The 24,939-nt window shown below is 63.4% G+C and carries 24 protein-coding genes; 22 read left to right on the top strand and 2 right to left on the bottom strand.

All coding sequences use genetic code 11. The features are described 5' to 3' along the window. Nucleotides 1–18 precede the first annotated feature (18 nt). The 6 genes from NB311A_RS03675 to NB311A_RS03650 all read left to right on the top strand — a co-directional run bounded on the left by NB311A_RS03675 (nt 19) and on the right by NB311A_RS03650 (nt 6,800). Nucleotides 19–759, top strand: coding sequence for a M48 family metallopeptidase (locus NB311A_RS03675; RefSeq protein WP_009797108.1), 741 nt, complete (start codon nt 19–21; stop codon nt 757–759). Between the two features lie 282 nt (nt 760–1,041). Beyond that, nucleotides 1,042–2,283: an RluA family pseudouridine synthase gene (locus NB311A_RS03670; RefSeq protein WP_040673875.1), complete on the top strand. Its 1,242-nt coding sequence runs from the start codon at nt 1,042–1,044 to the stop codon at nt 2,281–2,283. A 68-nt stretch (nt 2,284–2,351) separates the two neighbouring features. Then, nucleotides 2,352–3,134 carry an ATP12 family chaperone protein gene (locus NB311A_RS03665; RefSeq protein ID WP_009797106.1) on the top strand — a complete coding sequence of 261 codons (783 nt, stop codon included), beginning with the start codon at nt 2,352–2,354 and terminating at the stop codon, nt 3,132–3,134. Nucleotides 3,135–3,182: 48 nt separating this feature from the next. Continuing rightward, nucleotides 3,183–4,859, top strand: a complete 1,677-nt coding sequence (locus NB311A_RS03660) for a flagellar hook-length control protein FliK (protein WP_009797105.1) — start codon at nt 3,183–3,185, stop codon at nt 4,857–4,859. Then, nucleotides 4,856–5,125, top strand: coding sequence for an EscU/YscU/HrcU family type III secretion system export apparatus switch protein (locus tag NB311A_RS03655; RefSeq protein ID WP_009797104.1), 270 nt, complete (start codon nt 4,856–4,858; stop codon nt 5,123–5,125). The genes NB311A_RS03660 and NB311A_RS03655 overlap by 4 nt, the downstream gene beginning before the upstream one ends. A 142-nt stretch (nt 5,126–5,267) precedes the next feature. Further along, nucleotides 5,268–6,800 carry an acyl-CoA carboxylase subunit beta gene (locus NB311A_RS03650; protein ID WP_009797103.1) on the top strand — a complete coding sequence of 511 codons (1,533 nt, stop codon included), beginning with the start codon at nt 5,268–5,270 and terminating at the stop codon, nt 6,798–6,800. A gap of 608 nt (nt 6,801–7,408) precedes the next feature. On the opposite strand, the gene NB311A_RS03645 is transcribed toward NB311A_RS03650, so the two are convergent. Next, the gene (locus NB311A_RS03645; protein WP_009797102.1) at nt 7,409–7,702 is read right to left on the bottom strand and encodes a hypothetical protein; all 294 of its coding nucleotides are present in this window, start codon (nt 7,700–7,702) and stop codon (nt 7,409–7,411) included. A 210-nt stretch (nt 7,703–7,912) separates the two neighbouring features. On the opposite strand from NB311A_RS03645, the gene NB311A_RS03640 reads away from it, so the two are divergent. Genes NB311A_RS03640 through NB311A_RS03625 form a run of 4 tightly spaced genes read left to right on the top strand, consistent with a single transcriptional unit; the run spans nt 7,913 to nt 13,798 of the window. Beyond that, nucleotides 7,913–9,613 (top strand): proton-conducting transporter membrane subunit, encoded by a 1,701-nt coding sequence (locus tag NB311A_RS03640; protein ID WP_040673908.1) that lies wholly within the window; start codon nt 7,913–7,915, stop codon nt 9,611–9,613. Nucleotides 9,614–9,618: 5 nt separating this feature from the next. After that, nucleotides 9,619–10,377, top strand: a complete 759-nt coding sequence (locus tag NB311A_RS03635; RefSeq protein ID WP_040673907.1) for a hypothetical protein — start codon at nt 9,619–9,621, stop codon at nt 10,375–10,377. Further along, entirely contained in the window at nt 10,362–13,475 is a 3,114-nt protein-coding gene (locus NB311A_RS03630; protein WP_040673906.1) for a DUF2309 domain-containing protein, read from the top strand. Before NB311A_RS03635 ends, NB311A_RS03630 begins: the two co-directional genes overlap by 16 nt. After that, nucleotides 13,472–13,798 (top strand): P-II family nitrogen regulator, encoded by a 327-nt coding sequence (locus NB311A_RS03625; RefSeq protein WP_009797098.1) that lies wholly within the window; start codon nt 13,472–13,474, stop codon nt 13,796–13,798. The genes NB311A_RS03630 and NB311A_RS03625 overlap by 4 nt, the downstream gene beginning before the upstream one ends. Here the strand turns inward: NB311A_RS03625 and NB311A_RS03620 are convergent. Then, nucleotides 13,739–14,719 carry a LysR family transcriptional regulator gene (locus tag NB311A_RS03620; RefSeq protein ID WP_009797097.1) on the bottom strand — a complete coding sequence of 327 codons (981 nt, stop codon included), beginning with the start codon at nt 14,717–14,719 and terminating at the stop codon, nt 13,739–13,741. The genes NB311A_RS03625 and NB311A_RS03620 overlap by 60 nt on opposite strands. A 232-nt stretch (nt 14,720–14,951) precedes the next feature. Here NB311A_RS03620 and NB311A_RS03615 point away from each other — a divergent pair, with 232 nt between their 5' ends. From NB311A_RS03615 to NB311A_RS03560, 12 genes are all read left to right on the top strand, one after another. Next, nucleotides 14,952–16,373: a form I ribulose bisphosphate carboxylase large subunit gene (locus tag NB311A_RS03615; protein WP_040673904.1), complete on the top strand. Its 1,422-nt coding sequence runs from the start codon at nt 14,952–14,954 to the stop codon at nt 16,371–16,373. A gap of 73 nt (nt 16,374–16,446) precedes the next feature. Next, complete coding sequence (locus NB311A_RS03610; RefSeq protein ID WP_009797095.1) at nt 16,447–16,773, top strand: ribulose bisphosphate carboxylase small subunit; 327 nt, start codon at nt 16,447–16,449, stop codon at nt 16,771–16,773. Nucleotides 16,774–16,875: 102 nt separating this feature from the next. Next, nucleotides 16,876–19,569, top strand: a complete 2,694-nt coding sequence (locus tag NB311A_RS03605; protein ID WP_009797094.1) for a CsoS2 family carboxysome shell protein — start codon at nt 16,876–16,878, stop codon at nt 19,567–19,569. An 11-nt stretch (nt 19,570–19,580) separates the two neighbouring features. Further along, nucleotides 19,581–21,104 (top strand): carboxysome shell carbonic anhydrase, encoded by a 1,524-nt coding sequence (locus tag NB311A_RS03600; RefSeq protein WP_009797093.1) that lies wholly within the window; start codon nt 19,581–19,583, stop codon nt 21,102–21,104. 22 nt (nt 21,105–21,126) lie between these two features. Then, entirely contained in the window at nt 21,127–21,375 is a 249-nt protein-coding gene (locus tag NB311A_RS03595) for a carboxysome peptide A (protein WP_245256916.1), read from the top strand. After that, nucleotides 21,375–21,623, top strand: a complete 249-nt coding sequence (locus NB311A_RS03590; RefSeq protein ID WP_009797090.1) for a carboxysome peptide B — start codon at nt 21,375–21,377, stop codon at nt 21,621–21,623. Before NB311A_RS03595 ends, NB311A_RS03590 begins: the two co-directional genes overlap by 1 nt. Before the next feature lie 100 nt (nt 21,624–21,723). Beyond that, the gene (locus NB311A_RS03585) at nt 21,724–22,020 is read left to right on the top strand and encodes a BMC domain-containing protein (protein WP_009797089.1); all 297 of its coding nucleotides are present in this window, start codon (nt 21,724–21,726) and stop codon (nt 22,018–22,020) included. A gap of 74 nt (nt 22,021–22,094) precedes the next feature. Next, entirely contained in the window at nt 22,095–22,412 is a 318-nt protein-coding gene (locus NB311A_RS03580) for a BMC domain-containing protein (protein WP_292962649.1), read from the top strand. 435 nt (nt 22,413–22,847) lie between these two features. After that, nucleotides 22,848–23,114, top strand: coding sequence for a 4a-hydroxytetrahydrobiopterin dehydratase (locus NB311A_RS03575; protein WP_009797087.1), 267 nt, complete (start codon nt 22,848–22,850; stop codon nt 23,112–23,114). 3 nt (nt 23,115–23,117) lie between these two features. After that, nucleotides 23,118–23,753 (top strand): ParA family partition ATPase, encoded by a 636-nt coding sequence (parA, locus tag NB311A_RS03570; RefSeq protein ID WP_009797086.1) that lies wholly within the window; start codon nt 23,118–23,120, stop codon nt 23,751–23,753. Next, complete coding sequence (locus NB311A_RS03565; protein WP_009797085.1) at nt 23,750–23,983, top strand: hypothetical protein; 234 nt, start codon at nt 23,750–23,752, stop codon at nt 23,981–23,983. The genes parA and NB311A_RS03565 overlap by 4 nt, the downstream gene beginning before the upstream one ends. Before the next feature lie 19 nt (nt 23,984–24,002). Continuing rightward, nucleotides 24,003–24,926, top strand: coding sequence for a CbbQ/NirQ/NorQ/GpvN family protein (locus NB311A_RS03560; RefSeq protein ID WP_009797084.1), 924 nt, complete (start codon nt 24,003–24,005; stop codon nt 24,924–24,926). Nucleotides 24,927–24,939: the final 13 nt, after the last annotated feature.

The raw sequence follows: 24,939 nt of genomic DNA, 5'->3' as shown, positions 1-24,939 counted from the left end.
TTCAGAACGGAGCGGCTTATGATGCTCCGACAAGAAGGTGCGAGGCGCAAACAGGTGCAGACGATGCGAAGACATATGACCCGATGGCTGTTGGCGCTGGCGCTGCTTGGCATGACGAACGCCGCGCGCGCCGAGATGGTGGAAGTTGCTCCCGGCGTGACGGTCACGAAGAAGACGTTCCCGGCGCGGATGGATGAACAGCCGTTCTACGGTTTCGCGGAGAAAACGGCCGAACAGCAAAAGACCGATGCCGACTTTCTGGCGGAGTCGGATAAGATGGGCTCGCGCGAGGCGGTTTCCGCTGCCGCCATTGAGCGTGGATGGGGGCATCTGGATCGCGGTAACTTTCCGGAAGCGACCAAACGGTTCAATCAGGCGTGGCTGCTAGCCCCCGAGCGGAGCGCGATCTACCAGGGTTTCGCGGTGATCAGCGCGGCGCGCTTCGGCGATCTCGAATATGCCGACGAACTGTTCAAGGTTGCGTTGCGGCAGCCGAAGCAGCGGCGAACGCTGAAAGCTGATTACGGACGCCTGCTGCTGAAAGCCAAGCGTCCGGCCGCGGCAAAGGCGATCCTGGAAGAGGGTGTGCGTGACGCGCCGGACTTCGCCGATGGATGGGTCAGCCTCGGACTTGCGCGGCTGCAAACGGGCGACGCCGCGGGCGCATGTGCGGCTGCAGGCGAAGCCAACAAGCTCAAGCTCTCACGCGGGGCGATGATCGACCTGTTGTTGCTAAAGAGGCAGGGGGCTTGCCATTAGCGGTCGGATGCCCGGCAAGTGACTTGATTCACCGTGACGCTGCCTGGCTTCTACGCTACCCACGCTGTTGCTGATGAGCCCGAACCTGAAAGGGTGCGGTTTCGGACAGGATCCGTGCTTGCTCAGATGAATAGGACCAGGGCTTAAGGTTGATTCTATAGCGTTTTCGAGCGAAGTGGAATCCGGTTCACGTGAAGAAAACGCGTCAAAGCATAAAGATAGAGACTTTCACCGTTTCCATGAAGCGGTGAAAGTCTCTGGAGCCGAAAAGTTGAGGAAACGATGAGCCGGCGCGTCAGGCGACCTTTTGCGAAATCCGGCAGTCGCGGGAGCGAACGCCCTAAAGGTGCTCCGGCCAGAGTTGCCCGTCCGGAAAAAGGGATGCGCCCGAAAGGCCGCGGCATGGCTGAGCGATTGCCGGGTGAGCAGTGGCAGGAGGCTCGGACTGGCCGGCCGCAGCGCGCCGGCGCGCCGCGCGACTCCGCCCATTCCGCCGCCGAAAAGCCGGCCAAGCCCGCGCCGGCGCCGCTGCCGACGAGGGTCCAGACCGTTGCGGTGACGGCCGATGAAGCCAACATGCGCGTCGATCGCTTTCTTGAAGCACGCTTTCCCGGCCTGTCGTTCTCCCACATTCAGCGCATCGTCCGCAAAGGCGAGTTGCGCGTGAACGGCAGGCGCGCCGACAGCAAGGATCGCGTCAGCGAAGGCGACAAGGTCCGCATCCCGCCGCTCAGGCTCGACACGCCGAAGGCCGCGGTTGGCCTATCGGACGCCGAGACAAAGATTCGCGACGAACTGCGGAAGATGGTGCTGTTCGAGGATGCGGACGTCATGGTGCTGAACAAGCCGGCGGGCCTTGCGGTGCAGGGCGGCTCCGGCCTGTCACGGCACATCGACGGGATGCTGGAAACGATGCGCGACGCCAAAGGGCAGCGACCGCGCCTCGTGCACCGGCTGGATCGCGAGACGGCTGGCTGTCTGCTGATCGCCAGAACGCGTTTCGCGGCTACGGCGCTGACCGGCGCGTTCCGCCATCGCTCGGCGCGCAAGATTTACTGGGCGCTGGTTGCGGGCGTGCCGAAGCCGAAGCAGGGCCGCATTTCGACCTATCTCGCCAAGGAAGAGAATGAAGAGGAGTCAATCATGCGGGTCGCCGCGCATGGCGACGAGGGGGCCAGTCACGCCGTGACCTACTACGCGGTGGTGGAGACCTCCGCCCAGAAGCTGGCGTGGGTGTCGCTGAAGCCGGTGACGGGACGGACCCATCAACTGCGCGCGCACATGGCGCATGTCGGTCATGCCATCATTGGCGATCCCAAATATTTCAATAAGGAAAACTGGCAGTTGCCGGGAGGTCTTCAGAATCGGCTGCATCTGCTGGCGCGCCGCATCGTGATACCGCATCCGCGCGGCGGCGTTATCGATGTGAGCGCGCCGCTGCCGCCGCATATGCTGCAATCCTGGAATCTGCTCGGCCTCGAAGCAAACCGCTTTGACCCTATCGAAAATGCGCCGGAAGAGTAGGTTGTCGCCATGACATCAGAAATTGCTGCGGGGTTGAGCCGCTATAGGCGGCTATAGGCGAATGTGACATGCGTGAACTAGATGAAGGCTCCGGCAAGGCGGCGCCGGACAGGGAGGGAACGGCGCGCAACTCCGCGCGGTCCGGGCAGCGCCAGCGCTTCTATGCCTGCGCAAGCGTCAAGGAGACGCCGGAAGGATTTGCCATTCTGCTCGACGACAAGCCGGTTCGCACGCCGTCCCGAAACGTACTGGCGGCGCCCGCGCGCGCGATTGCCGAAGCCATTGCCGTGGAATGGGACGCGCAACGTGACGTCATCAACCCCATGACCATGCCGCTGACGCGGCTCGCCAACAGCGTCATCGATGGTGTGGCTGGTCGCGTCGACGTTGTGGTTGAGGATATCGCGAAATATCTCGAAACAGACCTCCTGTTCTACCGCGCCGGCCACCCCGATGGGCTGGTGGCTCGTGAATCCGTCCATTGGGATCCCGTGCTGTTATGGGCAGCCGAAGCGTTGGAAGCGCGTTTCATTCTGTCCGAGGGCATCGTGCATGTCTGTCAGCCGGATCAGGCCGTCGCGGCCGCCCGCAAGGCGCTGCCGTCAGATCCCTGGATGGTCGGGGCGCTGCATGTCGTGACGACGTTGACCGGCTCGGCGCTGCTTGCGATCGCCTTGATGCGGGGACGGCTGGACGCGGGCGAGGTCTGGGCTGCCGCCCATGTCGATGAGGACTGGAATAGCGAACAATGGGGGGTCGATGAGGAGGCGGCTGTCCGGAGGGCCTCTCGCCTGGTCGATTTCCAGGCCGCCGCGACCGTTCTTCGGGCGCGCATTGAACTAACCGGTTAAGGAGGGGTTTAGACACCGAAGTTAGCCTGACGGGTGAAACGAGGCTTCATGGCGATCTCGATCAACCCGATTTTCCCGGTCATCGCGACGCAAGGCGCAGCGTCCGAAACCATGCTGCAGCCCGGCATGGTGGTGGATGCGAAGGTCCAGGGAATCCTTGCCGACAATCTCGTCCGTATCGCCATCGCCAATCTGACGATCGAGGTACTGTCGGAAATTCCGGTTCAGGTCGGCCAGAGCCTGCGGCTTGTGGTCTCGCAGACTGAGCAGGGGCTTCGGCTCGCGGTTGTGGGGCAGGGCGGGTCATCAAATCCGACGAGCGCCGCCACGGCGACGGCAATGGATGCCGTGACGCTCACAACTGACGTTGCTACCGCAAAACCTGATGTATCGATCCCGGCCTCAAAACCCACGCTGACCGCGCTTGAAGCCCTTGCCATATCGGCCGCGGCGCAAGCGGCGGCGACAAGGCAAGGCAGTTTGTCGCCGCTCTACGCCAATCTGCTGGTCGCCGCCGGGGCCGGCACTCTGCCCCCTCACGTGCGACAGGTCCTGGACCGGCTGCTCGCTATGCGCGTCGGTCTCGATCCGAATCTAACCGGTAATGACATCAAGACGGCGCTCCGGAATTCCGGCCTTTTTCTCGAAGCATCGCTGGCGTCCGGTCTGAAGACGGGACAGCCTGCGGCCTCGGCCAATACCCAACTTCCCGATATGAAGGCCGTGTTGCTCGTGCTTCGCGAGGCGCTCTCGGTCGTGGTCGGGGACGGGTCTCACGGGGTGCCGCCCGTCGTGAGGGCAGGATCGCAGCAGGCGCAGCAGACGGCTCCGCCGATGGCATCGACCGCGCCGCCGTTATCGCCGGATATCGACGCGCAGGATGTGTATCTGCCGCAGGCACGCCTGGCCGTAACCGATGATCCGGAAACCCTCGCGAGCCAGATATTGTTGCCTCGAGGATCGGATCCAGGTCTTCGCGCCGCCGTCACCGGCGCAGCCCTGAATGCTTTGCAGGAGGTGCTTCAGAACAGAGGCATTAATGGTCTCGGCGCAGAACCCGGACAAGGCGGCGATCCCGAGGCCGCTCCGCCGCTCAGGACCGGACCGGCGAGCGGATTCACCGAGAACAATGTTTTTGTCGTGCGCACGAGCACACCGCCGCCGCCCTTTGGCGGCGCGTTGCCAACCGCGCAGCCCGTCGCATTGCCGGGACTGTCATCGGCTGCACCGCCGGAAGAGATCGCGCGACGACTGCTTGATGATACCGATGCGGCGATTTCTCGTCAGATGCTGCTGCAGATCGCCTCGCTGCCGGATCGGGTCGATACAGCGGGAGCGCGGCTCGATCAGATCACGCCGCGCTGGAATTTCGAGATTCCATTTGTCGTTCCGGCCGGTACGGCCATCGCACAGTTTGAGATTTCGCGCGATGCGGCCGATCACAATACAGAGACAGCGATGCGGGTCTGGCGCGCGCGATTCTCGGTCGATGTCGAACCCGCGGGGCCGGTTCACGCGCTGGTGTCGCTGGCCGGTGATGCTACGACGGTGCGGCTCTGGGCTGAGCGTCCTTCCACCGTGAGCCGGTTGCGCGCAGGCGCGTTGCAGCTCACTCAGGCATTGAGCCGCGCCGAGTTGCAGCCGGGAGATATCATCATCGGCGAAGGCGCGCCGCCGCAGCCGAGTCCCGCGCCTGCCGGCCACTTTCTGGATCGCGCCCTATGAGTGCGGAGCCCAAGAAACAGGTCGCCGTCGCGCTTCACTATGACAAAGGCAGCGGCGCGCCGCGCGTGGTCGCCAAGGGCAGCGGATCGCTCGGCGCGAAGATCATCGAGGTGGCCAAGGAGCACGATATCCCGATCGAGGAAAATGAGGTGCTGGCCGGCGCGCTCTCGCATGTCGAACTCGGCGACGAGATTCCGGCCGAATTGTACAAGGCGGTCGCGGAAGTCCTGGTGTTCGTGCTGCGGATGTCGGGGCGCGCACCTTGATCGACGTTGGCTCTTCGCCGCGCCTGTCGGTGGCAGCCCTACAAGCCGCGTGCTAAAATCGCATCATGATGCAGCGGACCTCGCATATTCTTCAGGCCGACCGGAGCCGTTTCGCTGCACGCCAAAGCCCGGGCGGCAGATCATGAAGGACATTCGCGAAACGCTCGATGCCCGGCGGGCGGCTGCAAAACTCGGCGGCGGCGAAAAACGCATCGCGGCGCAGCACGCGCGCGGCAAATTGACGGCCCGCGAACGCATCGAGATCCTGCTCGACAAGGGTTCGTTCGAGGAGTTCGACATGTTCGTCGAACATCGTTCAATTGAATTCGGCATGGAGAAGTCGAAGGTGCCGGGCGACGGCGTCGTCACCGGCTGGGGCACCGTCAACGGCCGCAAGATTTTCTTATTCGCGAAGGATTTCACGGTGTTCGGCGGCTCGCTGTCGGAAACCCATGCGTTGAAGATCACAAAAATCCAGGACATGGCGTTGAAAGCGAGAGCGCCGATCATCGGTCTCTATGACGCCGGCGGCGCGCGCATCCAGGAAGGCGTCGCCGCACTCGCAGGCTACTCCTATGTCTTCCGCCGAAACGTGCAGGCCTCGGGCGTGATCCCGCAGATCAGCGTCATCATGGGGCCCTGCGCAGGCGGCGATGTCTATTCGCCTGCCATGACAGACTTCATCTTCATGGTGAAGAACACGAGCTACATGTTCGTCACCGGTCCCGAGGTGGTGAAGACCGTCACCAACGAGGTGGTGACGTCGGAAGAACTCGGCGGCGCGAGCGTACATACGACGAAATCGTCGATTGCCGACGGCGCGTTCGAAAACGATGTCGAGGCGCTCTTGCAGATGCGCCGCCTGATCGACTTCCTGCCGGGCAACAACGCGGATGGCGTGCCGGAATGGCCGAGCTTCGATGACGTCGAGCGCACCGACGACTCGCTCGATACGCTGGTGCCGGACAATCCCAACAAGCCCTACGACATCAAGGAGCTGATCCTGAAGGTCGTGGACGAAGGTGATTTTTTCGAGATTGCGGAGACGTTTGCGAAAAACATCATTATCGGTTTCGGCCGCATCGCCGGGCGCACCGCCGGCTTCGTCGCCAACCAGCCGATGGTGCTGGCGGGTGTGCTCGACTCGGATGCATCACGCAAGGCCGCGCGCTTTGTTCGCTTCTGCGATGCCTTCAATATTCCGATCGTGACCTTCGTGGACGTGCCGGGCTTTCTGCCGGGCACCGCGCAGGAAAGCGGCGGGCTGATCAAGCACGGCGCGAAACTCCTGTTCGCCTATTCGCAATGCACGGTGCCGCTCGTCACCGTCATCACGCGCAAGGCCTATGGCGGCGCGTTCGATGTGATGGCTTCCAAGGAGATCGGCGCGGACATCAACTACGCCTGGCCGACGGCGCAGATCGCGGTGATGGGCGCGAAGGGCGCGGTGGAGATCATCTTTCGCAGCGACATAGGCGACGCCGAGAAGATCGCCGCGCGCACCAGGGAATACGAGGATCGCTTCCTGTCGCCGTTCGTCGCCGCCGAGCGCGGCTACATCGACGACGTCATCATGCCATCCTCGACGCGCAGGCGCATCGCACGCGCGCTGGCGATGCTGCGGGACAAGAAAGTGGATGTGCCCACCAAGAAGCATGACAATATTCCGTTGTGAGGCGTCGATGAAATCCCGAAGGCGCCGGCGCAACATACGCGGCCATGTCTGCCTGGGATTGAGCGCTGACAGCGCCGGCCATGAGCGTGAACAGCATCGCCAATAAGATGGAAAGAGCGTGCATCATTCCTGATTCAATCAGAAGCGAGTCCCTAGAGTCTGTTTCAACCGCTTTGAATCAGACTCGTCGCTTATCTTTTTGTGTGAGCATGATCTTTTCCGAAAACCGGTTTCCACTTTTCGGGATCATGCTCTAGCCGCCACATGCGCGGACTCATCTTTCAGCGGTTCCACCAAATCACGCCACCACCAAATCACCCGAATGGGTATCACCAGGAACGGGAGCGGATCACGTATGTCTATGTCTGGATGTATGGGCGCCCTTGATCATCATGATGCGTCCTTAACATAGCCAGTTGCCGGGTCCGAACGCATCCGGCCAGCTCGAGACGGATGCGACCCGTCGTCACAGATCATTGCGCCGCACCCGCCACCTGAAGGTCTCCGCTGCCACCGACATCTGCGACGAAGAGAAGCAGCGAGGGCGCCTGTCCGGCACTCGCCAGACCGCGCAAAGCGCTGGTTGAACTCCGGTTGCTGGAGTTCAGCTAATCGTTGTCGTCCAGTTCAGCGTCCCAGCCCAGCGACCTTGCACGGGCTATGGCCTCGGCATAGACGCGCTTGTGACGATCGGCCAACTCCGGCGGCAACGCGCTGGGAACGTTGCCATATTGATCCCAAAGTTGCTCTACCTTGCTCATCAGAGCCTGCATCTGGCCGGCGTCCCAATTCGCGCAATCCTGTGTCTCGGGAATGAGACCGAACACGCGCGCATCGAGCACGGTTCGCCCGAGCGGGGTCATCCCATGTCTGTCTTGGTCGAGTCCGACGTATTTGGCCATGAGGGTTCTCTTGCATGAAAAACGATTCGCCGAGTGCTAACGGCAAGCGTTGTTATCAGCTCGCCTTGGGGACTGAATAAGAAAATCAAATTTGCTAATTCAATCGATCCTTTGATGATGTTGCGGTCGGCCCACTCGGCCAGCCGGAGCAACGGGGGTTCTCGACTGCTTCGGCATCGCGCTATCCCGATCGAACAAGGAGTGTTTGCCGTGGACCAGTGGGTCTCTTGGTGTCTCGTGTTGTTGCCGGCGCTACCGGCACTATCGGCGATCGTCGCCCCGCTAGGCGGAGCCGGTCGGCCGGCACGGGCGGCGCGCATCAGCGTGACGATGACCGCTGTCACCTGTGCGGTTGCACTGGCGTTGCTGGTGGCAGTGCTGCAAGTGCCAAAGAGCGTCGTAGCGCTCGCGCAGCTTGGACCGGCCACTCTGTTGCTTGACCATCTGGCCGTGGCTATGGCGGTGCTGGTAGCGGCTATCAGCCTGGTGGTGCACGTCTACTCGGTGCGCTACATGGCCGACGAGCCCGGCTACGTGCGTTTCTTTGCCAAGTTGGACCTGATGACGGCCGTGATCCTGCTGATGGTGACCGCCGCCGATCTGGTCACGCTGATGGTCGCCTGGTTCCTGATCGGGGTGTTGTTGTTCTTTCTGCTGGGCTTCGACACCAGCCGCAAGGCAAGCGGCCGCTATGCCTTGTGGACGTTTCTGACCTATCGCATCGGCGATCTGCCGCTGGTAGTTGCGGCGTTACTGTTGTGGCATGGCTATGGCACCGCCCAGTTGCCGGAACTGTTCGCGCGGGTCAACGCCGATCCGGGCATGCAGCTCGGCGGGATGGCGGTGGTCCCGACGGCGGCGCTGCTGCTGGCGCTGGCGGCGTTTGCCCGTTCGGCGCAGTTTCTGCTGCATACCTGGTTGCCTTACACAATGGATGGTCCCACGCCGGTGTCGGCGCTGATGCATGCGGGCATCGTCAACGCCGGGGGATTTTTGTTCAATCGCTTCGCGCCGGTCTTCGTTCACGCGCCCGACGCACTGCACCTGGCCTTTATCGTCGGGCTGGTGACGGCGCTGATCGGCTCGGCGCTGATGCTCACGCAGAATGACGTCAAGAAATCCCTGGGCTATTCCACCATGGGGCAGATGGGCTTCATGATCATGGAATGCGGGTTGGGCGCATTTTCGCTCGCTGTCTATCATCTCATCGCACATGGGTTGTTCAAAGCCACGCTGTTTCTCAACGCGGGCAACGTGATCGGCGACAGCCGCCGTGAAGATGGCGTGCCGCCCGACGATATCTACAGCTTCGTGGTCGAGCGTCGTCCCCTGCGCGCAGTCAAGAAAGTGCCCTGGCTGCTCACCGCGCTCGCCACCGTATTGGTGCCGGCGCTGGTGTTGGGCCTGTCACATGGAATGGTGGCGGCGGATTTCTTCCACAAGCAGGGCTCGGTGGTGCTTCTGTTCTTCGGTTGGGTCACCGGCGCACAATTGTTCTTCTCCATTCACAAGATGCCCAGCGAGAGTCCCTTGCGCACGCTGACCATGGTGCTTTTGTCCTTCTTCATCGTGGTGGTGGGCTACACGCTGATCGCGCATACGTTCGAGGCCTTCCTCTACCCGGATGAAGAGCTGCGCGACGCCATCTATGCGGCGGCGAGTATCAATGTCCTGGCTTTCGACACTCTCGTGGTGCTCCTTACCATGGTGCTGGTCGGTGCCTGGCTGGCTACTTTTTATGCGCAAACGCTCGAATTTGTGGGAAAGCCCGGCACTCTCTGGAATGCCGTTTATCTCAATCTCTACGCCCTGTTTTCACGCGAGTTCTATGTGTCCGTCATTTACACTCAACTGGCGCGGGCCACACTGAGCGCGACCAAGCGGGTGAACATTTGGCTACGGTGGGTGTGAACGCCATGATCACTCTGCTCCTTGCCTTGATCCTGCTGCCGCTGTTTCCCCTGAGCATGTTGTTCAACGCCGGGCTCCAGGTACTGCCCGTGTGGCTGCGTGTTCCGGCGCTTCTGGCGTTCCCCATTGCAGGCGCGCTGCTGCTCAACCGGGCGGCCATGCCGCCCGAGCAATATGTCACCGCGCTGCAGCTATTGGCGGCGTTCACCGCGCTGCTCTATGCTTGGCGGCTGCTTGCGGTGCAGGAGGTATTCATCTGGGCCCGGTTGCAGGCCACTTCGGCTTGGCCGCTGGTGTGGCTTGCGTGGCTGCACGGCCTGCACGGCAAGACCCTCGTGTTCGTGGCTCTGGCGGTGACAGTCCCCGCTGCGGTGCTGATGCTTCTCGGCTCCAGCCTGTGCCACCGCCTCGGAGGAGCGTATCTCGGCCTGCGTGGACGGATCGGTCCGGCCTTTCCCCGCCTGACCGGCGCCTTGGTGATAACTCTGCTTGCGGCTTTGGCGGCGCCTCCGTTCCCCGGGTTCTTCGCCATGCTTGCGGTGCTGCAGCAGATTCCCGCTGGTCTGGCGGCAGTGGTGCTGGCGGTTTGGCTGCTGTGGAGTTGGGCGGCCGCGATATTGTGGCAGCATGGCCTGTTCGGGAGCGAATGGCCGCGTCCGGCGGGCGCAGTCGATTTGTCGCACAGCGCCGCCGGGTTGCTGATGCTCGCTGCCGCTGCCGCAGTGCTGGGTTCGATCGGAGGATGGTCATGGTGGATGCATTGAACCTCGGCCGGCGCCTGCGGGTGCGCTCGACCGCCTACGTGGCGGGTGAGCCGGTCCCGTTTTTCTGGCCGATGCGCACCTTCATTCACCACAACCCGCTTTACGGCCTCGAGGACATGCCGTTCGAGCAGGCGGTGCGCCGCGGCGCGGAGCTGTTCCACGCACGCATGTTCCTGCCGCGCAGTAATTACCAGCACTGGCAGCGCGAAGGCAAAGTGCGGCAGGAAACCCTGACCGAGGAGATCGTGCGACGCTCGCAGGACTTGCCGCCGGTCCCCGGCATCGACTGGCCGCGCTGGCTGCAGGCGCTGATGCAGGCGGCGCACGACCGCGATGTAGTGGTGCGGGGCGTACGGGCGAAGGATGTCCACGCCGCACTGCACGGCCAGCCGCATTCCAAGGAGGCTGTAGACGTTGCCGCGCTGCTGCCGGATCTTGAACAGCGCTTGCACGCGCGCACATTGCCTGAGGCGATCGATGCATTGTGGGGCACCGGCCTCGCCGACGAACTCGACGAGCTGGTGATCAAGAACTGCCTGGATTTCTTCGACGAAGATCAATCCGCCTGGCGGATGCCCGGGCGCGAGCGCGGCCTGTTCGTCGCCTGGAGCGAAGTCACGCGGCGCAATGCGCGCATGTTCCTGCGCGGACTCCACATGCCACGCATTCTCGACCGGGTGCAGGACGCCGAGAGCGCGGTGGTGTACGTCATGGAGGAGATGGGCATCGGCGCCGACACCTGGCCGATCTATTTCACCCGCGTGCTCACCCGGCTGCATGGCTGGACCGGCTTCGTGCGTTGGCGCGCGTCGGCCAAGCACTATTATTGGGCGCAGCAGTACCCGGCCGATATCGTCGATCTGCTGGCGATCCGGCTCGTGATGGGCCTGGCGTTGCTACAGGAAAGCGCGCGTCATCGCGGTACGCCGATGCGGCGGGACGAGCTCAGTACCGTGCTGCGCGAACGCGGCGCAGAATGCGTGCTGCGCAATGCGCTGCATAGCGGCGAGGTGTTGCCCGATTGGGCGCAGCGCATCGACGATACGCTGTCGCGCGGCAATGGCGCCCGCTGCAATGATCTCCTGCAGCGCTACTGGCCGCTGTGGCATGCCCGGCTCGGGCAGGAACAAGCCGCCGCGTTGCGCGAACTGGCCGCCGCCGCGAATGCCACCGCGGCGCTCGAGGCGCTGACGCCGGAAGACGTCGCGGGTCTGTTGCAGGGCTTGCGGGAATTCGCGCCGCAGGAGGGCATGGTGTGGACCCTGGCGATGGAAGCGCAGTCCATCGACCGGTTGCTCGCGCAGGTGCAGGTGCCGCAGGATCCGCCATCGGACAAGCGGCCGTTCGCGCAGGCCTGGTTCTGTATCGACGTGCGGGCCGAGCCTATCCGCCGGCACCTGGAGCGCGTGGGGAATTACCAGACCTTCGGCATCGCCGGCTTCTTCGGCGTGCCCGTGGGTTTCCTCGGTTATGGCAAGGGCAGCGAGAGTCACTACTGTCCAGCGGTGATCACGCCCAAGAATCTGGTGCTGGAACTGCCCGCCGCCCTTGACCACAACAACGAAGATTTTTTCAGTACCGTCGGCCACGTGCTGCACGATCTCAAGAAATCGGTGCTCTCGCCCTACGTCACGGTGGAGGCGGTGGGCATGCTGTTCGGACTGGACCTGTTCGGCAAAACCCTGGCGCCTTTGGGCTACAGCCGTTGGCGCAGCCGCATCGATAGCGAAAAGCCGGTCACCCGCCTGTTGGTGGACAAGCTCACTCGCGAGCAGGCTGACTCCATCATCCGCACGTTGCAGCGGGCGATGATCGTCAAGGCACTGCATGACGAACTGAAGATCGACCGCGAGCGGGTGGATGACGACATGATCCGCGAACTACGCGAAATTGCGTTGTGCCGCCGCGATGGGCCGACGCGGCTGCGCACGGAGTTCGGTGTGCCCCAGACGCAGGAGACCGAGTTCATCGACAAGCTGCGCGAGGCCTACGGTGTCGATGCCGACTACGCCAATCATCAGCTCGAGCGGCTGGGACGCATTGGTTACTCGCTCGACGAACAGGTCAACTATGTGCACACGGCCCTGACCATGATTGGGCTGACCAAAGCCTTCTCGCGCTTCGTGCTCGTTGTCGGCCACGGCGGGAAGACCGAGAACAATCCCTATGAGTCGGCGCTGGACTGCGGCGCCTGCGGCGGTGCCAGCGGTGTGGTCAATGCCCGGGTGTTCGCGCAGATGGCCAACAAGCCCGCGGTGCGCGAGCGGCTGGCCGCCATGGGCGTCACCATCCCGGAAGACACCTGGTTCATGCCCGCGCTTCACGTCACCACGACAGATGCCATCGAGCTGTTCGACCTCGACCTGCTGCCGCCGCGCCATCTGGTGTATTTGGACCGCCTGCGCGAAGGCCTGCGCGCAGCCTCGCGCCTGACGGCGGCCGAGCGCATGCCCAAGCTGTTGCCGGAGGCGAAGGCGATCGAGCCGGCGGATGCCTGGCGCCTGGCGAACCGCCTGGCGGTGGATTGGGCGCAGGTCCGGCCGGAGTGGGGGCTGTCGGGGAACGTGTACGGTATCGTCGGCCGGCGCGCGCTCACCGAGAACTCGGATCTGAAGGGCAGCGCCTTTCTATTATCTTACGACTGGCGCTGCGACCCCAAGGGCCGGCTGCTGGAAAATCTGCTGGCTGCGCCGGTGGTGGTGGGCCAGTGGATCAACCTCGAACACTTCTTTTCCACCGTGGACAATGCCCATCTGGGCAGCGGCAGCAAGGTCTACCATAACGTGTCCGGGCGCTTCGGCGTGATGACCGGCAACCTGAGCGATCTGCGGACCGGCCTGCCAATGCAGACCGTGATGCGCGAGGGACGTCCCTACCACGAGCCGATGCGTCTGATTGCGCTGATCGAGGCGCCGCTGGACTTTGCCGGTCGCGTGCTGCAAAGCGTGGTCAAGGTCAAGAGCCTGGTGCTCGGCGGGTGGATTCGCGCCATCGTCATCGACCCTACCCAAGGCTACAAGCCTTTTGTTTTCAACAACGGCCAGTGGGAGGAGCGTCCGCCTCTGATAGCTCCTGCCGAGAAGGATCATTCAGCATGAACGAGATCAAACTGCATCCGCTGAAGAAGCTGGAAATCATTCTCCAGGGTGAGCACAAGGAATTTGCCACCGACTTGCTCGATCGTGCTGGAGTCAAGGGCTACACCATCATCGGCAACCTGTCCGGGAAGGGCGCCCACGGCATGTATGAAGGGCACCTGATGTTCAATGAGGATGACGTTCTCATCATGATCATCGCTGCCGTGCCGCAAAACCTGTTCGATCCGCTCCTCGAAGGTTTTCAGCCATTTTTCGAGGCCCATTCAGGAGTGCTCTTTGTCAGCGACATCCAGGTCGGCCGCCTGGTCAAGTTCGTGGCGTGAGGGGAATTGCTGCGGATGCTTAGGCGAGGCCAGCGGCCGCGCCTGCTGGGTGATGAAAGCCAGGAAGGACTGCGCCACCGCCGATAGCCTTTTACCCTTGCGGTGCACGACGAACCATTGCCGCACGATGGGAAAACTCTCGACGTCGAGGGTGACCAGGCGGCGTATCGCCAGCTCCAGTTCCAGGGTATGCAGCGACATGACGCCCAGACCCAGCCCGGCTTCGACAGCCTGCTTGATGGCCTCGTTGCTGCTCATCTCCATCACCGAGTGGAATTCCACGCCAAGCCGGGAAAAATGTCGCTCCGCGGCATTGCGTGTGCCCGAGCCGGGCTCGCGTGTAATGAACGGCTGGTGACCCAATTCCACCAGCGGAATCTTGCGGCGTCCGGCCAGCGGATGCTCGGGCGAGGCGATGACCATGAGCGGATTGTCAAGGAACGCGCGCGCGACGAGCTCACTGTCCTCCGGCGGCTGTCCCATGATGGCAAGGTCCTGATTCGCCGCCGAGAGCGTTTCGAGGATGTGCGTCTGGTTGGACACCTGCAGCCGCACCTGCACCCTGGAATGACAGGCGCAAAACGCCGCGATGAGCTTAGGCATGAAGTAGTTGGCCGTGCTTGCCACGGTAAGGTCGAGTTCTCCGCGATGGACGCCACGGAACTCCTCCATCGCCGACTCGAGGTCGCGCATCTTGGCGCCGATAAGCGTGGTATGACGGTGCAGCTCGCGACCCGCGTCGGTCGGCTGGATCTTTTTCCCGACATGGTCGAACAGCGGTACTCCGATCTGCTCTTCCAGCTGCCGCATCTGCATCGAGACCGCTGGCTGGGTGAGGTGCAGTGCGTCGGCCGCGCGCGTAAAGCTCTGCTGTTGCACCACGGCATCGAAGATCTGGAGCTGTCTGAGGGTCAGGTGCATGGCCGATACATAAGGGACACTAATGTATTCGATCAAAAATATCAATTAGTGTTTATGCCAATCCTCTTCTATGTTCCATGCTCGTGAATCGCTGGGCCGGCTGAATCACAGGCCCTTGCTGAGACCCACGAACGTCATCCCCGGGCCGGGTGGGGGGATGGCCACCGCACAGCGGTAGGTCCTCGCCCGTCGTTCGCTTACCGCAAAAGCGCGCATGAAGGAGTCTTCGAATATGGCAGTCAAATCGTACCAGGCCGGCGTCACGCAATATCGGCAGAGCTACTGGCAGCCGGATTACATGCCTCTCGACACCGATATCTTGGCGTGTTTCAAGATCACGCCGCAGCCTGGGGTGGATCGCGAAGAAGCGGCGGCGGCGGTTGCTGCCGAATCGTCCTGCGGCACGTGGACCACGGTGTGGACCGATCTGCTGACCGACCTCGATTACTACAAGGGACGCGCCTACCGCCTCGAAGACGTGCCGGGCGACGATACCTGCTATTACGCTTTCATTGCCTATCCCATCGACCTTTTCGAAGAAGGCTCGGTCGTCAACGTGTTCACCTCGCTGGTGGGCAACGTGTTCGGGTTCAAGGCTGTCCGGGCGCTGCGTCTGGAAGATTTGCGCTTTCCCATCGCTTACGTGAAGACCTGCGGCGGCCCTCCGCACGGCATCCAGGTCGAGCGCGACAAGCTCAACAAGTACGGCCGCCCGCTGCTGGGTTGCACCATCAAGCCGAAGCTCGGTCTGTCCGCGAAGAACTACGGTCGCGCCTGCTATGAAGCGCTGCGTGGCGGTCTGGACTTCACCAAGGACGACGAGAACATCAACAGCCAGCCCTTCATGCGCTGGCGCGACCGTTTCGACTTCGTGATGGAAGCGGTTCAGAAAGCCGAACAGGAGACCGGCGAGCGGAAGGGTCACTATCTCAACGTGACCGCGCCGACGCCTGAGGAAATGTACAAGCGCGCGGAATACGCCAAGGAAATCCGCGCTCCGATCATCATGCACGATTACCTCGCCGGCGGACTTTGCGCCAACGCGGGCCTGGCGAACTGGTGCCGCAACAACGGCATGTTGCTGCACATCCACCGCGCCATGCATGCGGTGATCGACCGCAACCCGCACCACGGCATCCACTTCCGCGTGTTGACCAAGATCCTGCGCCTGTCGGGCGGCGACCATCTGCACACCGGCACCGTCGTCGGCAAGCTTGAGGGCGACCGCGCGTCCACACTGGGCTGGATCGATCTGCTGCGTGAATCCTTCGTTCCCGAGGACCGCTCGCGCGGCATCTTCTTCGACCAGGATTGGGGCTCGATGCCGGGCGGCTTCGCCGTGGCGTCCGGCGGTATTCACGTTTGGCATATGCCTGCGCTGGTCACCATCTTCGGCGACGATTCGGTGCTGCAGTTCGGTGGCGGCACGCTGGGCCATCCCTGGGGTAATGCCGCCGGTGCGCACGCCAACCGCGTGGCGCTTGAAGCCTGCGTCCAGGCGCGCGGCGAGGGCCGTCATCTGGAGAAGGAAGGCAAGGATATCCTCACCGCTGCCGCTGCTCACTCGCCCGAACTGAAGATCGCGATGGAAACGTGGAAAGAGATCAAGTTCGAGTTCGAAACCATGGACAAGCTCGCTGTCGCCAACAAGTAAACCGGTCGCCGGCTACGGTCGGCAGCGCCCCATGGGGCGCGCCGCCGCCCGGCAAAATCGAAAGGATTAAGTCATGGCCGTTCAAGCCTACCGTTCGCTCAAGAAGTACGAAACCTTCTCCTATCTGCCGCAGATGACGCCCGATCAGGTGCGCCGTCAGATCGCCCACGCCATTGCGCAGGGTTGGAATCCGGCGGTCGAGCATACCGAAAAGGGCACGCCCGCCAAGGCGAGCTACTGGTACATGTGGAAGCTGCCGCTGTTCGGCGAGCAGTCCGTCGACGCCGTGGTGGCCGAAATCGAGGCCTGCCACCGCGAGTTTCCGGATCAGATGGTGCGTTTCGTCGCGTACGACAATTACGCCCAGAGCCAGGGCATGGCGTTCGTGGTGTATCGCTGATGAAGTGGGCGCTGAAACCGACTCGATTCGGCGCCCATGATTTGAACGCGGAGCGGCGCTTTGGCGCCGCCCCTTCATCGGGTTCTTTGTGCTGAGGTCCGAATGACAAACGTCGCCCCCGGTCATGCCACTGCAACTCTATCCGGCCGTGAACTGGCGCTCCAGCGCCGGCAGGCTATGGCGCGTCACGGCAAGGCGGGGATCGTCTCGACGGCGCAAGCCGTCAAGCGCACCGCCGCCGGCTTGCAGTTGAATGCGGCGCATGTCGCCGGCGCGCGCCACGTCGGTGCTGCTGCGGCAGCGTCTACATCGGCCGCGTTTACCCAGCCGGTGATATTGAAATCTGCGGCGCGAGCCCGGCGGCAGGCGCTGTCCACGATTGGTAAAGCCGCGTTGAAGGGCGCCGGGCAGGGCGCGGCATCCCGTCCGGCGGCGCATCTGCGCCCGAGCCGTTCGGCTCAGGTTGAGGTGCAAGACTCGGATTGCGGTTGCGGCTGCGGCGGGCAATGCAGTTGCGGTGGACAGTGCGGTTGCAGCCACGGCGCGCAGCGGAAGCAGGCGGCGCAGATCGAAGCGGTGCAGATCGAGACTCCGGCGACCGCGCGTGCAGCCGTGAGCTCGCCGGAGGCGTCCGGTCGCGCGCTCGCCAAGATGCGCCGAGCTGCGCTGAACCAGGACGGCAAGAAGGGCCTCAAGCGCGTCGCCCAAGCGACGCGGATCGCCGCCTCGATGCCGGCGCAGGATTGGCAGAGCGCCATGCTGAAAGGCGCGACCGGCCGTCAGGTCGCGATGCAGCATCGGATGGTGCGGGCGCTGGCGGGCCGGGTCGATAAGACCTCGGGTGCCGGCAGTCGCCCGACCGGTCGGATGCGTGCCCGCAACGTGGTCGAAGCGCCGGCTAAGGTCGAGGAAGGACACACCCTCGCCGGGCAGACCGTCACCGGCACTCAGGTCGAACGAATCTCCAAGGTGACCGGCAATGAACCGGGCTCCTGCCGCGCGATTACGGGCACCGAATATATCGGCTTCGAGCAATTCCAGACGCTCTGCGGCATCCGGCCCGAGCCGACGGTACCCAAGGTTGCGGTCAGCAGCACGCTGCGCGAACAGCGCATCACCGGCACCGCGCTGGGGCGCTCCACCAGGACCACCGGCGATGAGGCGGGTGCGTGCCGTCCCATCACCGGCACGGAATATCTCTCGAGCGAGCGCTTTGAACAATTCTGTTCGACGCGGCCGGATGCGCGGCCCCAGAAGGTGGCGCTCACCCATACCGACAAGGGCAAGGCCGTCACTGGGGCGCTGGTCGATCGTCCGCGCCGCGTCACAGGCGTTGAGCACGGCGCCGACCGGACCATCACCGGTACCCGTTACAGCCAAGGAGAAACCGACGACGCGCCTCCGAAAGTCGCGGTTACCCATACAGCTACGGGCCAACCCGTCACCGGTACCGTCGTCGGCCGCAGCGAACGGCAGACCGGCGACGAGGCTGGAAGCTGCCGTCCGATTACCGGCACCGAATATCACACTGTTGAACAGTTTCGCGATTTTTGTCGAACGCCGCCGCCGGGAGGAGGCCCGCGAAAGGTCAGCGTGATGTCCACCCGTGACGAACAGATCGTCTCCGGGACCGCGGTCGATCGGTCGGCCAAGGTAACCGGCAACGAAGTGGGCTCCTGCCGCAGCATCACAGGCAGCCAATACTACACCACTGCCGATTTCGCCGGGTTGTGCCAGACACCGAGCCCTAAAAAGGTTGCTGAAATGCAGACGCTGCGCGGTCGGACCGTGACCGGTTCGGAGGTTGCGCCCAGCCCAAAATTGTCCGGTGACGAGTCTTACGGGTGCGAACCCGTCACCGGCACGGACTACATCGGCACCCGCCAGTTAGCCGCCGTCTGTCCGTCCGGGGCGGTGCCGACCGTCTCGCCGGTCAGCAAGGTCGTGGTCGACACGACGCTGCGCGGACAAACGATCACGGGCATTGCCCCTGGACGTGCGGAACACGTTACCGGAAACGAGGCTGGGACCTGTGCGCCGATCAGCGGCACCTCATACATCGGGCAGGGCCAATACGCTGGATTCTGCCAGGCGCCGCAGCGCGAGCAGCAGGCTGCGCGGGTCCGTGAGAGCGCGGTGATTCCGGCTACCGTAGTCACCGGCGATCGACCGGGCGCCGGTGGGTCGCAGGTCACCGGCGACGAGCGCGGCGCTTGCGAGCCGATTTCGGGAACGCCTTATCTCGGGTTGGACAATATCGCTTCCGGGCAATGTGCGATGAGTGATCGCTTCCGCGCGCGGGATGTGGATCAGCGTCCGCCCGCTCCCCGGGATTTCAGCATCAGTATTCCGGCGCGTCAGGCGCGCGAGGAGCGGCAGATCGAGGTCATCACCGGCAGCGGTCTGAGCAGTTCGCGCATCACCGGCCCGATCAACAAGGCCGACGGCCTGATCACCGGCACACCGGAGTTTCGGCACGGCGACCAATCGCGTCGTCCGCGCGACGAAGAGCATTCGCTTCCTGCCGCACGTCGTTTGAGCGGCGAAGGCAGCCAGCAGGGGCGGCGCGTCTCGGGGGACGCTTGGGACGGTAACAGCCGTGTCACCGGCACCGAGGGGTCGTCCAGCCTGGCGCGCAATCCTTCCATGCGGGGCCAGCCGCGTGGAGCCGGGATGAGCGCCATGGCGTTTCGCAATATCGAGCGGCCTGAAGTGCCTGATTCGGTGATTACGGGCTCGGCGGGCAATACCCGGCGTGGCGCCACGGTGACCGTCTCCGGCGGGGCGCGCGGCTAAGGATCGCGGATATGAACACGCGTAAACGCCGTCACGCCCTGCGACGAGAAGCCAGCCCGGTTGCCGCGGCGACGCCCGAAGTGTCGGTCACGCCAGATCATCCGGCGTGCATGATCGGCGGCGGGCAGATGTGTGAGCACGCGCTGGTCGATCGCGATCTCAACCGCCTGCTATTCGATTACGAACGGACCGTGCGCTCGCGTTTTATCCGCATCGTCGATGTGCTCAAGCGTATCTCGACGTATCAGCACGACGAGAATTTTATCGAACGGGCGCAGCAGCTGGCCCGCGAGCAACTCGGTTTCGACCTGCCGACGCAGGTGCTCGAGGATGCCTGGGTATGCGGGCTGGATTTGTCCACGCTGCATTCACGCTGCATATTCAGCTCTCTGAAGTTGAGCGTCGATAACGCGCAGACCGAGCAGATCGGTTGGCGCCAACGCCTGCCGCTCGATGAGAATTTTCTGCGTTCGTGCGGCTACCACACCGTGGACATCAGTCCGTGTTCCGACGGCCGGTTGCAAGGCGTCGGCGCCTATGTGCTGCGCTTTTTGCCTGGGCCGAATGTGCGGGTGAAGGGATATGCCGGCGCACTGTTTGATGTCGAAGCCAATGTATCGGACTGGGCCGAGCGTGAAGTCACGCGACTGTCGGGCGCCATGGTCGATGGGGACCGCCTGAACTTCCTCAAGATCGCCGTTTATCATTTCAGCAGTTCTTCGCCCAATAATGACGGTTGCGCTGCTCACGGTAGCAACGACCGTCAGGCCACAGAGGCTGCGCTGCAGCGCTTGTACGAGTTGCGGGCGGCGATCGACCGGACTTTTGGCGCCGGCGCGGCGCCGGATGTCCTGCTTATCGGTGTTGATACGGATCTGGATGCGTTGCGCGTCCACCTGCCCGACGGCTTCGGCGAGCTTAGCGCGCACCGCTACTTCGAGACCGCGCAGATCTACCGCGACACCCTTGGTCTTTCGCCCGAAGCGGCGCGGGCTCATATCGCCGAGACTGTCGCCGTCGCCGAGGGCATGGATGCCGGGAGCCGGGGCACTGGCCGAATGCACGAGGGTATGCGCCGCCTGGTGCTGGCGCTGGCCGAGGCGAATCTGTCGCAAATCGAATACGTCATCAAGCACCACACCGGCCGCTATAAGACCATCGGGCACGACGAGGAGTACATCATCGCCGGTGAGAAGCTGCGGCCGCTGCAGCTGCGCAATCTGTTTTATCTCGCTCACCTCAACACCATGGAGGAAGGCGCGCCGGACATGGATGTCGGGATTAATATCTTCACCAAGCTCAACGTCGCGCACGGTTTGCCGGTGCCGGTGCTGGTGCATTTCGAATACGACGCACGAGTTCCCAAGTCGCGCGAGCGGGCGATCGCGCGGGGTCGACGGGTGCGTGACGCGATCGAAACGCGTTACTCCGATCTGACCTCAAAAGGACTGCTCAATTGCGCGGTTGCGGTGAGCGAACGTGGCGGCGACGAACGTTGCACCTTCATCGCCGACGACGTAGCCGACGATCATTGAGGGCGTATGCGCGATGAAAATCATGCGTGTAAGAACCACTCTCGTGTCGACCAATCGCATCGATGCCATGGGCCATCGTCCGCTGCTTGTCGTGCAGGAAACGCCGAATGGACCGCGCAGCGTCGCAGTCGACGCCGTCGGCTGCATCCCGGGCGATTGGGTGATTTGCGTCGGGTCCTCCGCGGCGCGCGATGCGGCAGGGGCCAAGGATTATCCGTCCGATCTGACCATCGTCGGCATCATCGACCACTGGAATCCGGAGGTGGCGTGATGGAAGTCTGGCGCGTGGTCGACGAACTGGTCTGCACCCGGCGTGTGCCGGGGATGAGCTCAGCGTCGCTGCGCATTCTGAAAGGCCAGAAGGGAGAAATATCGGTGGCGACCGACCCGGTCGGAGCGCCACCTGGCAAGTGGGTATTCACCGCCGCCGGCACAGCCGCGCGTATGGCCATGCCTGATCGAACAGTGGCCACCGACCTGACCATCTGCGGCATCATTGATGGCTGGGAGGAGGAGTGATGGCGTGGTGAGCAAAGAGCAAAACGGCGCGCGCGCAGCGGGCGTCAGGCTGCAGTGACTGGCTTGAGATTCTTTTATTTCGACAACAAGGAGCGAACAAATGGCTGAAACGATGGGTATTGCCCTGGGCATGATTGAAACTCGCGGACTGGTTCCGGCGATCGAGGCGGCGGACGCGATGACCAAAGCCGCCGAGGTGCGCTTGATCTCGCGTCAGTTCGTCGGAGGCGGCTACGTCACCGTGCTGGTGCGCGGCGAGACCGGTGCGGTCAACGCGGCAGTGCGTGCAGGAGCTGACGCCTGCGAGCGCGTGGGCGATGGCCTGGTGGCCGCGCACATCATTGCCCGCGTGCATAGCGAGGTTGAGGGCATCCTGCCGAAATCGCCGAGCGCCTAAGCTCGGCTTTTTCTCCCGCTAGTAATTGGAAGGACAACGACATGGCAACACACGTGAATGGCATTGCCCTGGGCATGATTGAAACTCGCGGACTGGTTCCGGCGATCGAGGCGGCCGACGCGATGACCAAGGCCTCTGAAGTGCGGCTGATCGGTCGGCAATTTGTGGGCGGCGGCTACGTCACCGTTCTGGTGCGCGGTGAGACCGGCGCGGTCAATGCGGCGGTACGTGCCGGGGCGGATGCCTGCGAGCGCGTGGGTGATGGCCTGGTGGCCGCGCACATCATTGCCCGCGTGCACAGCGAGGTCGAGGGTATCTTGCCGACCCAACCCGAGGTCAACGGCGGTGGCCGCGGCGGTCGAGACGCCGAGATTACGTCTACTCGCAGTTGATCCTGCGCGGAGGACGTCATGGCGGTCGATCGGCGAACCCTGGGCTGGCCCGCACGCGCGCTTAACCAGGAGTTGGCGGCGGGCAGCAGCATCTCCTGCAAGCGTGCTCGCACGCCCCTGGGGCGATGCCGAAAAATGGGCACGCAAGCCGCGCGCCGAGCCGGAGCGAACGGGTCATGCCGAGCGTTTAATGGCGCCGCGGCAGATCCTGCCGTGTACGACACCATGCGGCGGGCGGTTGCCCGCGCTGTGGTTGGGCCGGATAACGGCTTGAGGCTGGAGCCTCGCGGTTTGTCGACGCGTTGACGTACGCGCCGTTGGCTGCGCGGTAACGACACCGCGTCGCTATTCGAAGTCGCTATTCGAAGCCTTGCTACAGGAGGCGCTGGCACATCTCGATCATGTAACCCAGATCGAACCGGGGGTAGGACGCCCATGACTGATGATTTTCAAGGTTGGGAGCGCCGCGACAAGCCGCCGACGTTGTTTCGTCGCTTTGCGTTTGCGCAATATGCGCAGACCCGTGCCTTCCTCGACGCGCTTTCCGCACTGTCCGAGGAGATTCAGCGCCATCCGCAGAACATCAACTTCGGCACCACCTACGTCAACATCACGATCGGGGCGGCCGACGGCGCTGCGTTGAGCGTCGAGGACGAACAGTTCGCTGGGCGTATAGCTGCTCTAGCCGACCGCGGGGAGTGAGCGATGGGCGGCCCACTGGTCATCGCGGTGATCAACCAGAAAGGCGGCGCCGGCAAAACGACCGTGGCCATGCATCTCGGCGCGGGGCTGGCGCGGCGTGCATCAGCGGTTGTGGTCGATCTGGATCCGCAGGGCTCTGCCACGCAATGGGCCGCGGCAGGCACGCAATCCTTTCCCGCCACGGTCAAACACCTGCGCGTGGGCGCGGGGCCGGTCGATCTCCGGCGGGACTTTAGAGCCTATCCGTTCGTCGTGTTGGATTGCCCGCCGGCGGTCGAGAGCCGAGCGGCGGCGCTGGCGCTGCAAAGCTGCGACGTGGCTGTCATCCCGGTGCTGCCTTCGCCGATGGATCTGTGGGCCAGCCTGCGGTTGCCGCAGGACATTGATGAGGCCCGGCGTCTCAATCCCCGGCTGCGCGCTTACCTGCTGCCGAACCAGATCGAGGCGCGTAGCGCGCTATCGGCGGCGATGCAGGAGGCGCTGGCCGAGTTCGGCCTGCCGGTGCTGCGGACGCCGGTCCGCCGTCGCGGCATCTACAAGACTGCTGCGCTTGAGGGCGTATCAGCCTACCAACTAGGGGCGCGCGGCCAAAGTGCGGTCGCGGAGATCGAAGGCCTCATAGAGGAGATTCTTGCATGACCAGCATCAAAGACAAACTTGCCAGCAGCGTCCGTCAGGCCAAGGCCGGCGCGGAGCCTGCCCCCGCCGAGAAGGACGAGAAGGAAAAGGCTGAGACCCGCAAGACGCCGCGTTCCGCTTCGGCCACGGCCAAGACGGCTGCCGCCAAGCCTGCGCCTCCACAATCATTGGCGGCCGCGCCGCCGGATAGTGCGCAGGAACTGTTTCCCGACCGCATTTGGCCGGATTGAGATTTCCAGGAACCCGATCATGAGTAGCGATCTCACCAAACGCGGCTACCTTCCGCGACGTAACCCAGCCTTCCACGTTCCGGTGGATTCCACTGCGCCGAGCGGCGCGGCCCCGCGCATGCTAACGGATACGACAGGCGCTGCGGCCGGGCTGGAAGCCTACCGCGTCGCCAAGGAGCCCTATTACCGCGCCGTCACCGATGAAGTCGCGCTTTATGAAGCCGCCTATTCGGTCCGCATGCCGATGATGCTGAAGGGTCCGACAGGTTGCGGCAAGACGCGGTTCGTTGAATACATGGCTTGGAAGCTCGGCAAGCCGCTGGTCACCGTCGCGTGCAACGAAGACATGACCGCCAGCGATCTTGTCGGCCGCTTCTTGCTCGACGCCAACGGCACCCGCTGGCAGGACGGGCCTTTGACCATGGCGGCCCGTTTCGGCGGGATTTGCTATCTCGACGAAGTGGTCGAGGCGCGTCAGGACACCACGGTCGTGATTCACTCCCTGACCGACGCGCGGCGCATTCTGCCGCTGGAGAAGAAGGGCGAGATCGTCGAGGCGCATCCGGATTTCCAGGTCGTCATCTCTTACAACCCCGGCTACCAGTCGCTGATGAAGGATCTGAAGCAGTCGACCAAGCAGCGGTTCGGCGCGCTGGACTTCAACTACCCTGAACATGAAGTCGAGGCCGAGATCGTCGTACACGAGAGCGGCGTCGGTTTGGACGCGGCGAAAAAGCTGGTCCATATCGCCGAACATGCGCGCAACCTCAAAGGTCATGGGCTGGATGAGGGCATTTCGACCCGCATGCTGATCTACGCCGGCTCGCTGATTTCCCGCGGCGTCGCGCCGCTGGCCGCCTGCCGCGTGGCGTTAGTGCGTCCCATCACCGACGATCCCGATATGCGCAACGCGCTCGATTCCGCGGTGACGACATATTTCTGAGGGTCTCCGACGA

The organism is Nitrobacter sp. Nb-311A, from assembly GCF_000152905.1.
Classification (GTDB): Bacteria; Pseudomonadota; Alphaproteobacteria; order Rhizobiales; family Xanthobacteraceae; genus Nitrobacter.
Note: the sequence above shows the minus strand (reverse complement) of the source record. Positions and strands in the feature narration are given on the sequence as shown.

Bases quoted from the DNA above. Each gene is read 5' to 3' on its own strand.
- NB311A_RS03665 (WP_009797106.1), top strand. From the start codon at position 2,352: ATGCGTGAACTAGATGAAGGCTCCGGCAAGGCGGCGCCGGACAGGGAG.
- NB311A_RS03605 (WP_009797094.1), top strand. From the start codon at position 16,876: ATGACAAACGTCGCCCCCGGTCATGCCACTGCAACTCTATCCGGCCGT.
- NB311A_RS03625 (WP_009797098.1), top strand. From the start codon at position 13,472: ATGAACGAGATCAAACTGCATCCGCTGAAGAAGCTGGAAATCATTCTC.
- NB311A_RS03585 (WP_009797089.1), top strand. From the start codon at position 21,724: ATGGCTGAAACGATGGGTATTGCCCTGGGCATGATTGAAACTCGCGGA.
- NB311A_RS03635 (WP_040673907.1), top strand. From the start codon at position 9,619: ATGATCACTCTGCTCCTTGCCTTGATCCTGCTGCCGCTGTTTCCCCTG.
- NB311A_RS03575 (WP_009797087.1), top strand. From the start codon at position 22,848: ATGACTGATGATTTTCAAGGTTGGGAGCGCCGCGACAAGCCGCCGACG.
- NB311A_RS03560 (WP_009797084.1), top strand. From the start codon at position 24,003: ATGAGTAGCGATCTCACCAAACGCGGCTACCTTCCGCGACGTAACCCA.
- NB311A_RS03630 (WP_040673906.1), top strand. From the start codon at position 10,362: ATGGTGGATGCATTGAACCTCGGCCGGCGCCTGCGGGTGCGCTCGACC.
- NB311A_RS03650 (WP_009797103.1), top strand. From the start codon at position 5,268: ATGAAGGACATTCGCGAAACGCTCGATGCCCGGCGGGCGGCTGCAAAA.
- NB311A_RS03580 (WP_292962649.1), top strand. From the start codon at position 22,095: ATGATTGAAACTCGCGGACTGGTTCCGGCGATCGAGGCGGCCGACGCG.
- NB311A_RS03610 (WP_009797095.1), top strand. From the start codon at position 16,447: ATGGCCGTTCAAGCCTACCGTTCGCTCAAGAAGTACGAAACCTTCTCC.
- NB311A_RS03615 (WP_040673904.1), top strand. From the start codon at position 14,952: ATGGCAGTCAAATCGTACCAGGCCGGCGTCACGCAATATCGGCAGAGC.
- NB311A_RS03590 (WP_009797090.1), top strand. From the start codon at position 21,375: ATGGAAGTCTGGCGCGTGGTCGACGAACTGGTCTGCACCCGGCGTGTG.
- NB311A_RS03675 (WP_009797108.1), top strand. From the start codon at position 19: ATGATGCTCCGACAAGAAGGTGCGAGGCGCAAACAGGTGCAGACGATG.
- NB311A_RS03620 (WP_009797097.1), bottom strand. From the start codon at position 14,719: ATGCACCTGACCCTCAGACAGCTCCAGATCTTCGATGCCGTGGTGCAA.
- NB311A_RS03670 (WP_040673875.1), top strand. From the start codon at position 1,042: ATGAGCCGGCGCGTCAGGCGACCTTTTGCGAAATCCGGCAGTCGCGGG.
- NB311A_RS03655 (WP_009797104.1), top strand. From the start codon at position 4,856: ATGAGTGCGGAGCCCAAGAAACAGGTCGCCGTCGCGCTTCACTATGAC.
- NB311A_RS03645 (WP_009797102.1), bottom strand. From the start codon at position 7,702: ATGGCCAAATACGTCGGACTCGACCAAGACAGACATGGGATGACCCCG.
- parA (WP_009797086.1), top strand. From the start codon at position 23,118: ATGGGCGGCCCACTGGTCATCGCGGTGATCAACCAGAAAGGCGGCGCC.
- NB311A_RS03660 (WP_009797105.1), top strand. From the start codon at position 3,183: ATGGCGATCTCGATCAACCCGATTTTCCCGGTCATCGCGACGCAAGGC.
- NB311A_RS03565 (WP_009797085.1), top strand. From the start codon at position 23,750: ATGACCAGCATCAAAGACAAACTTGCCAGCAGCGTCCGTCAGGCCAAG.
- NB311A_RS03595 (WP_245256916.1), top strand. From the start codon at position 21,127: ATGCGTGTAAGAACCACTCTCGTGTCGACCAATCGCATCGATGCCATG.
- NB311A_RS03600 (WP_009797093.1), top strand. From the start codon at position 19,581: ATGAACACGCGTAAACGCCGTCACGCCCTGCGACGAGAAGCCAGCCCG.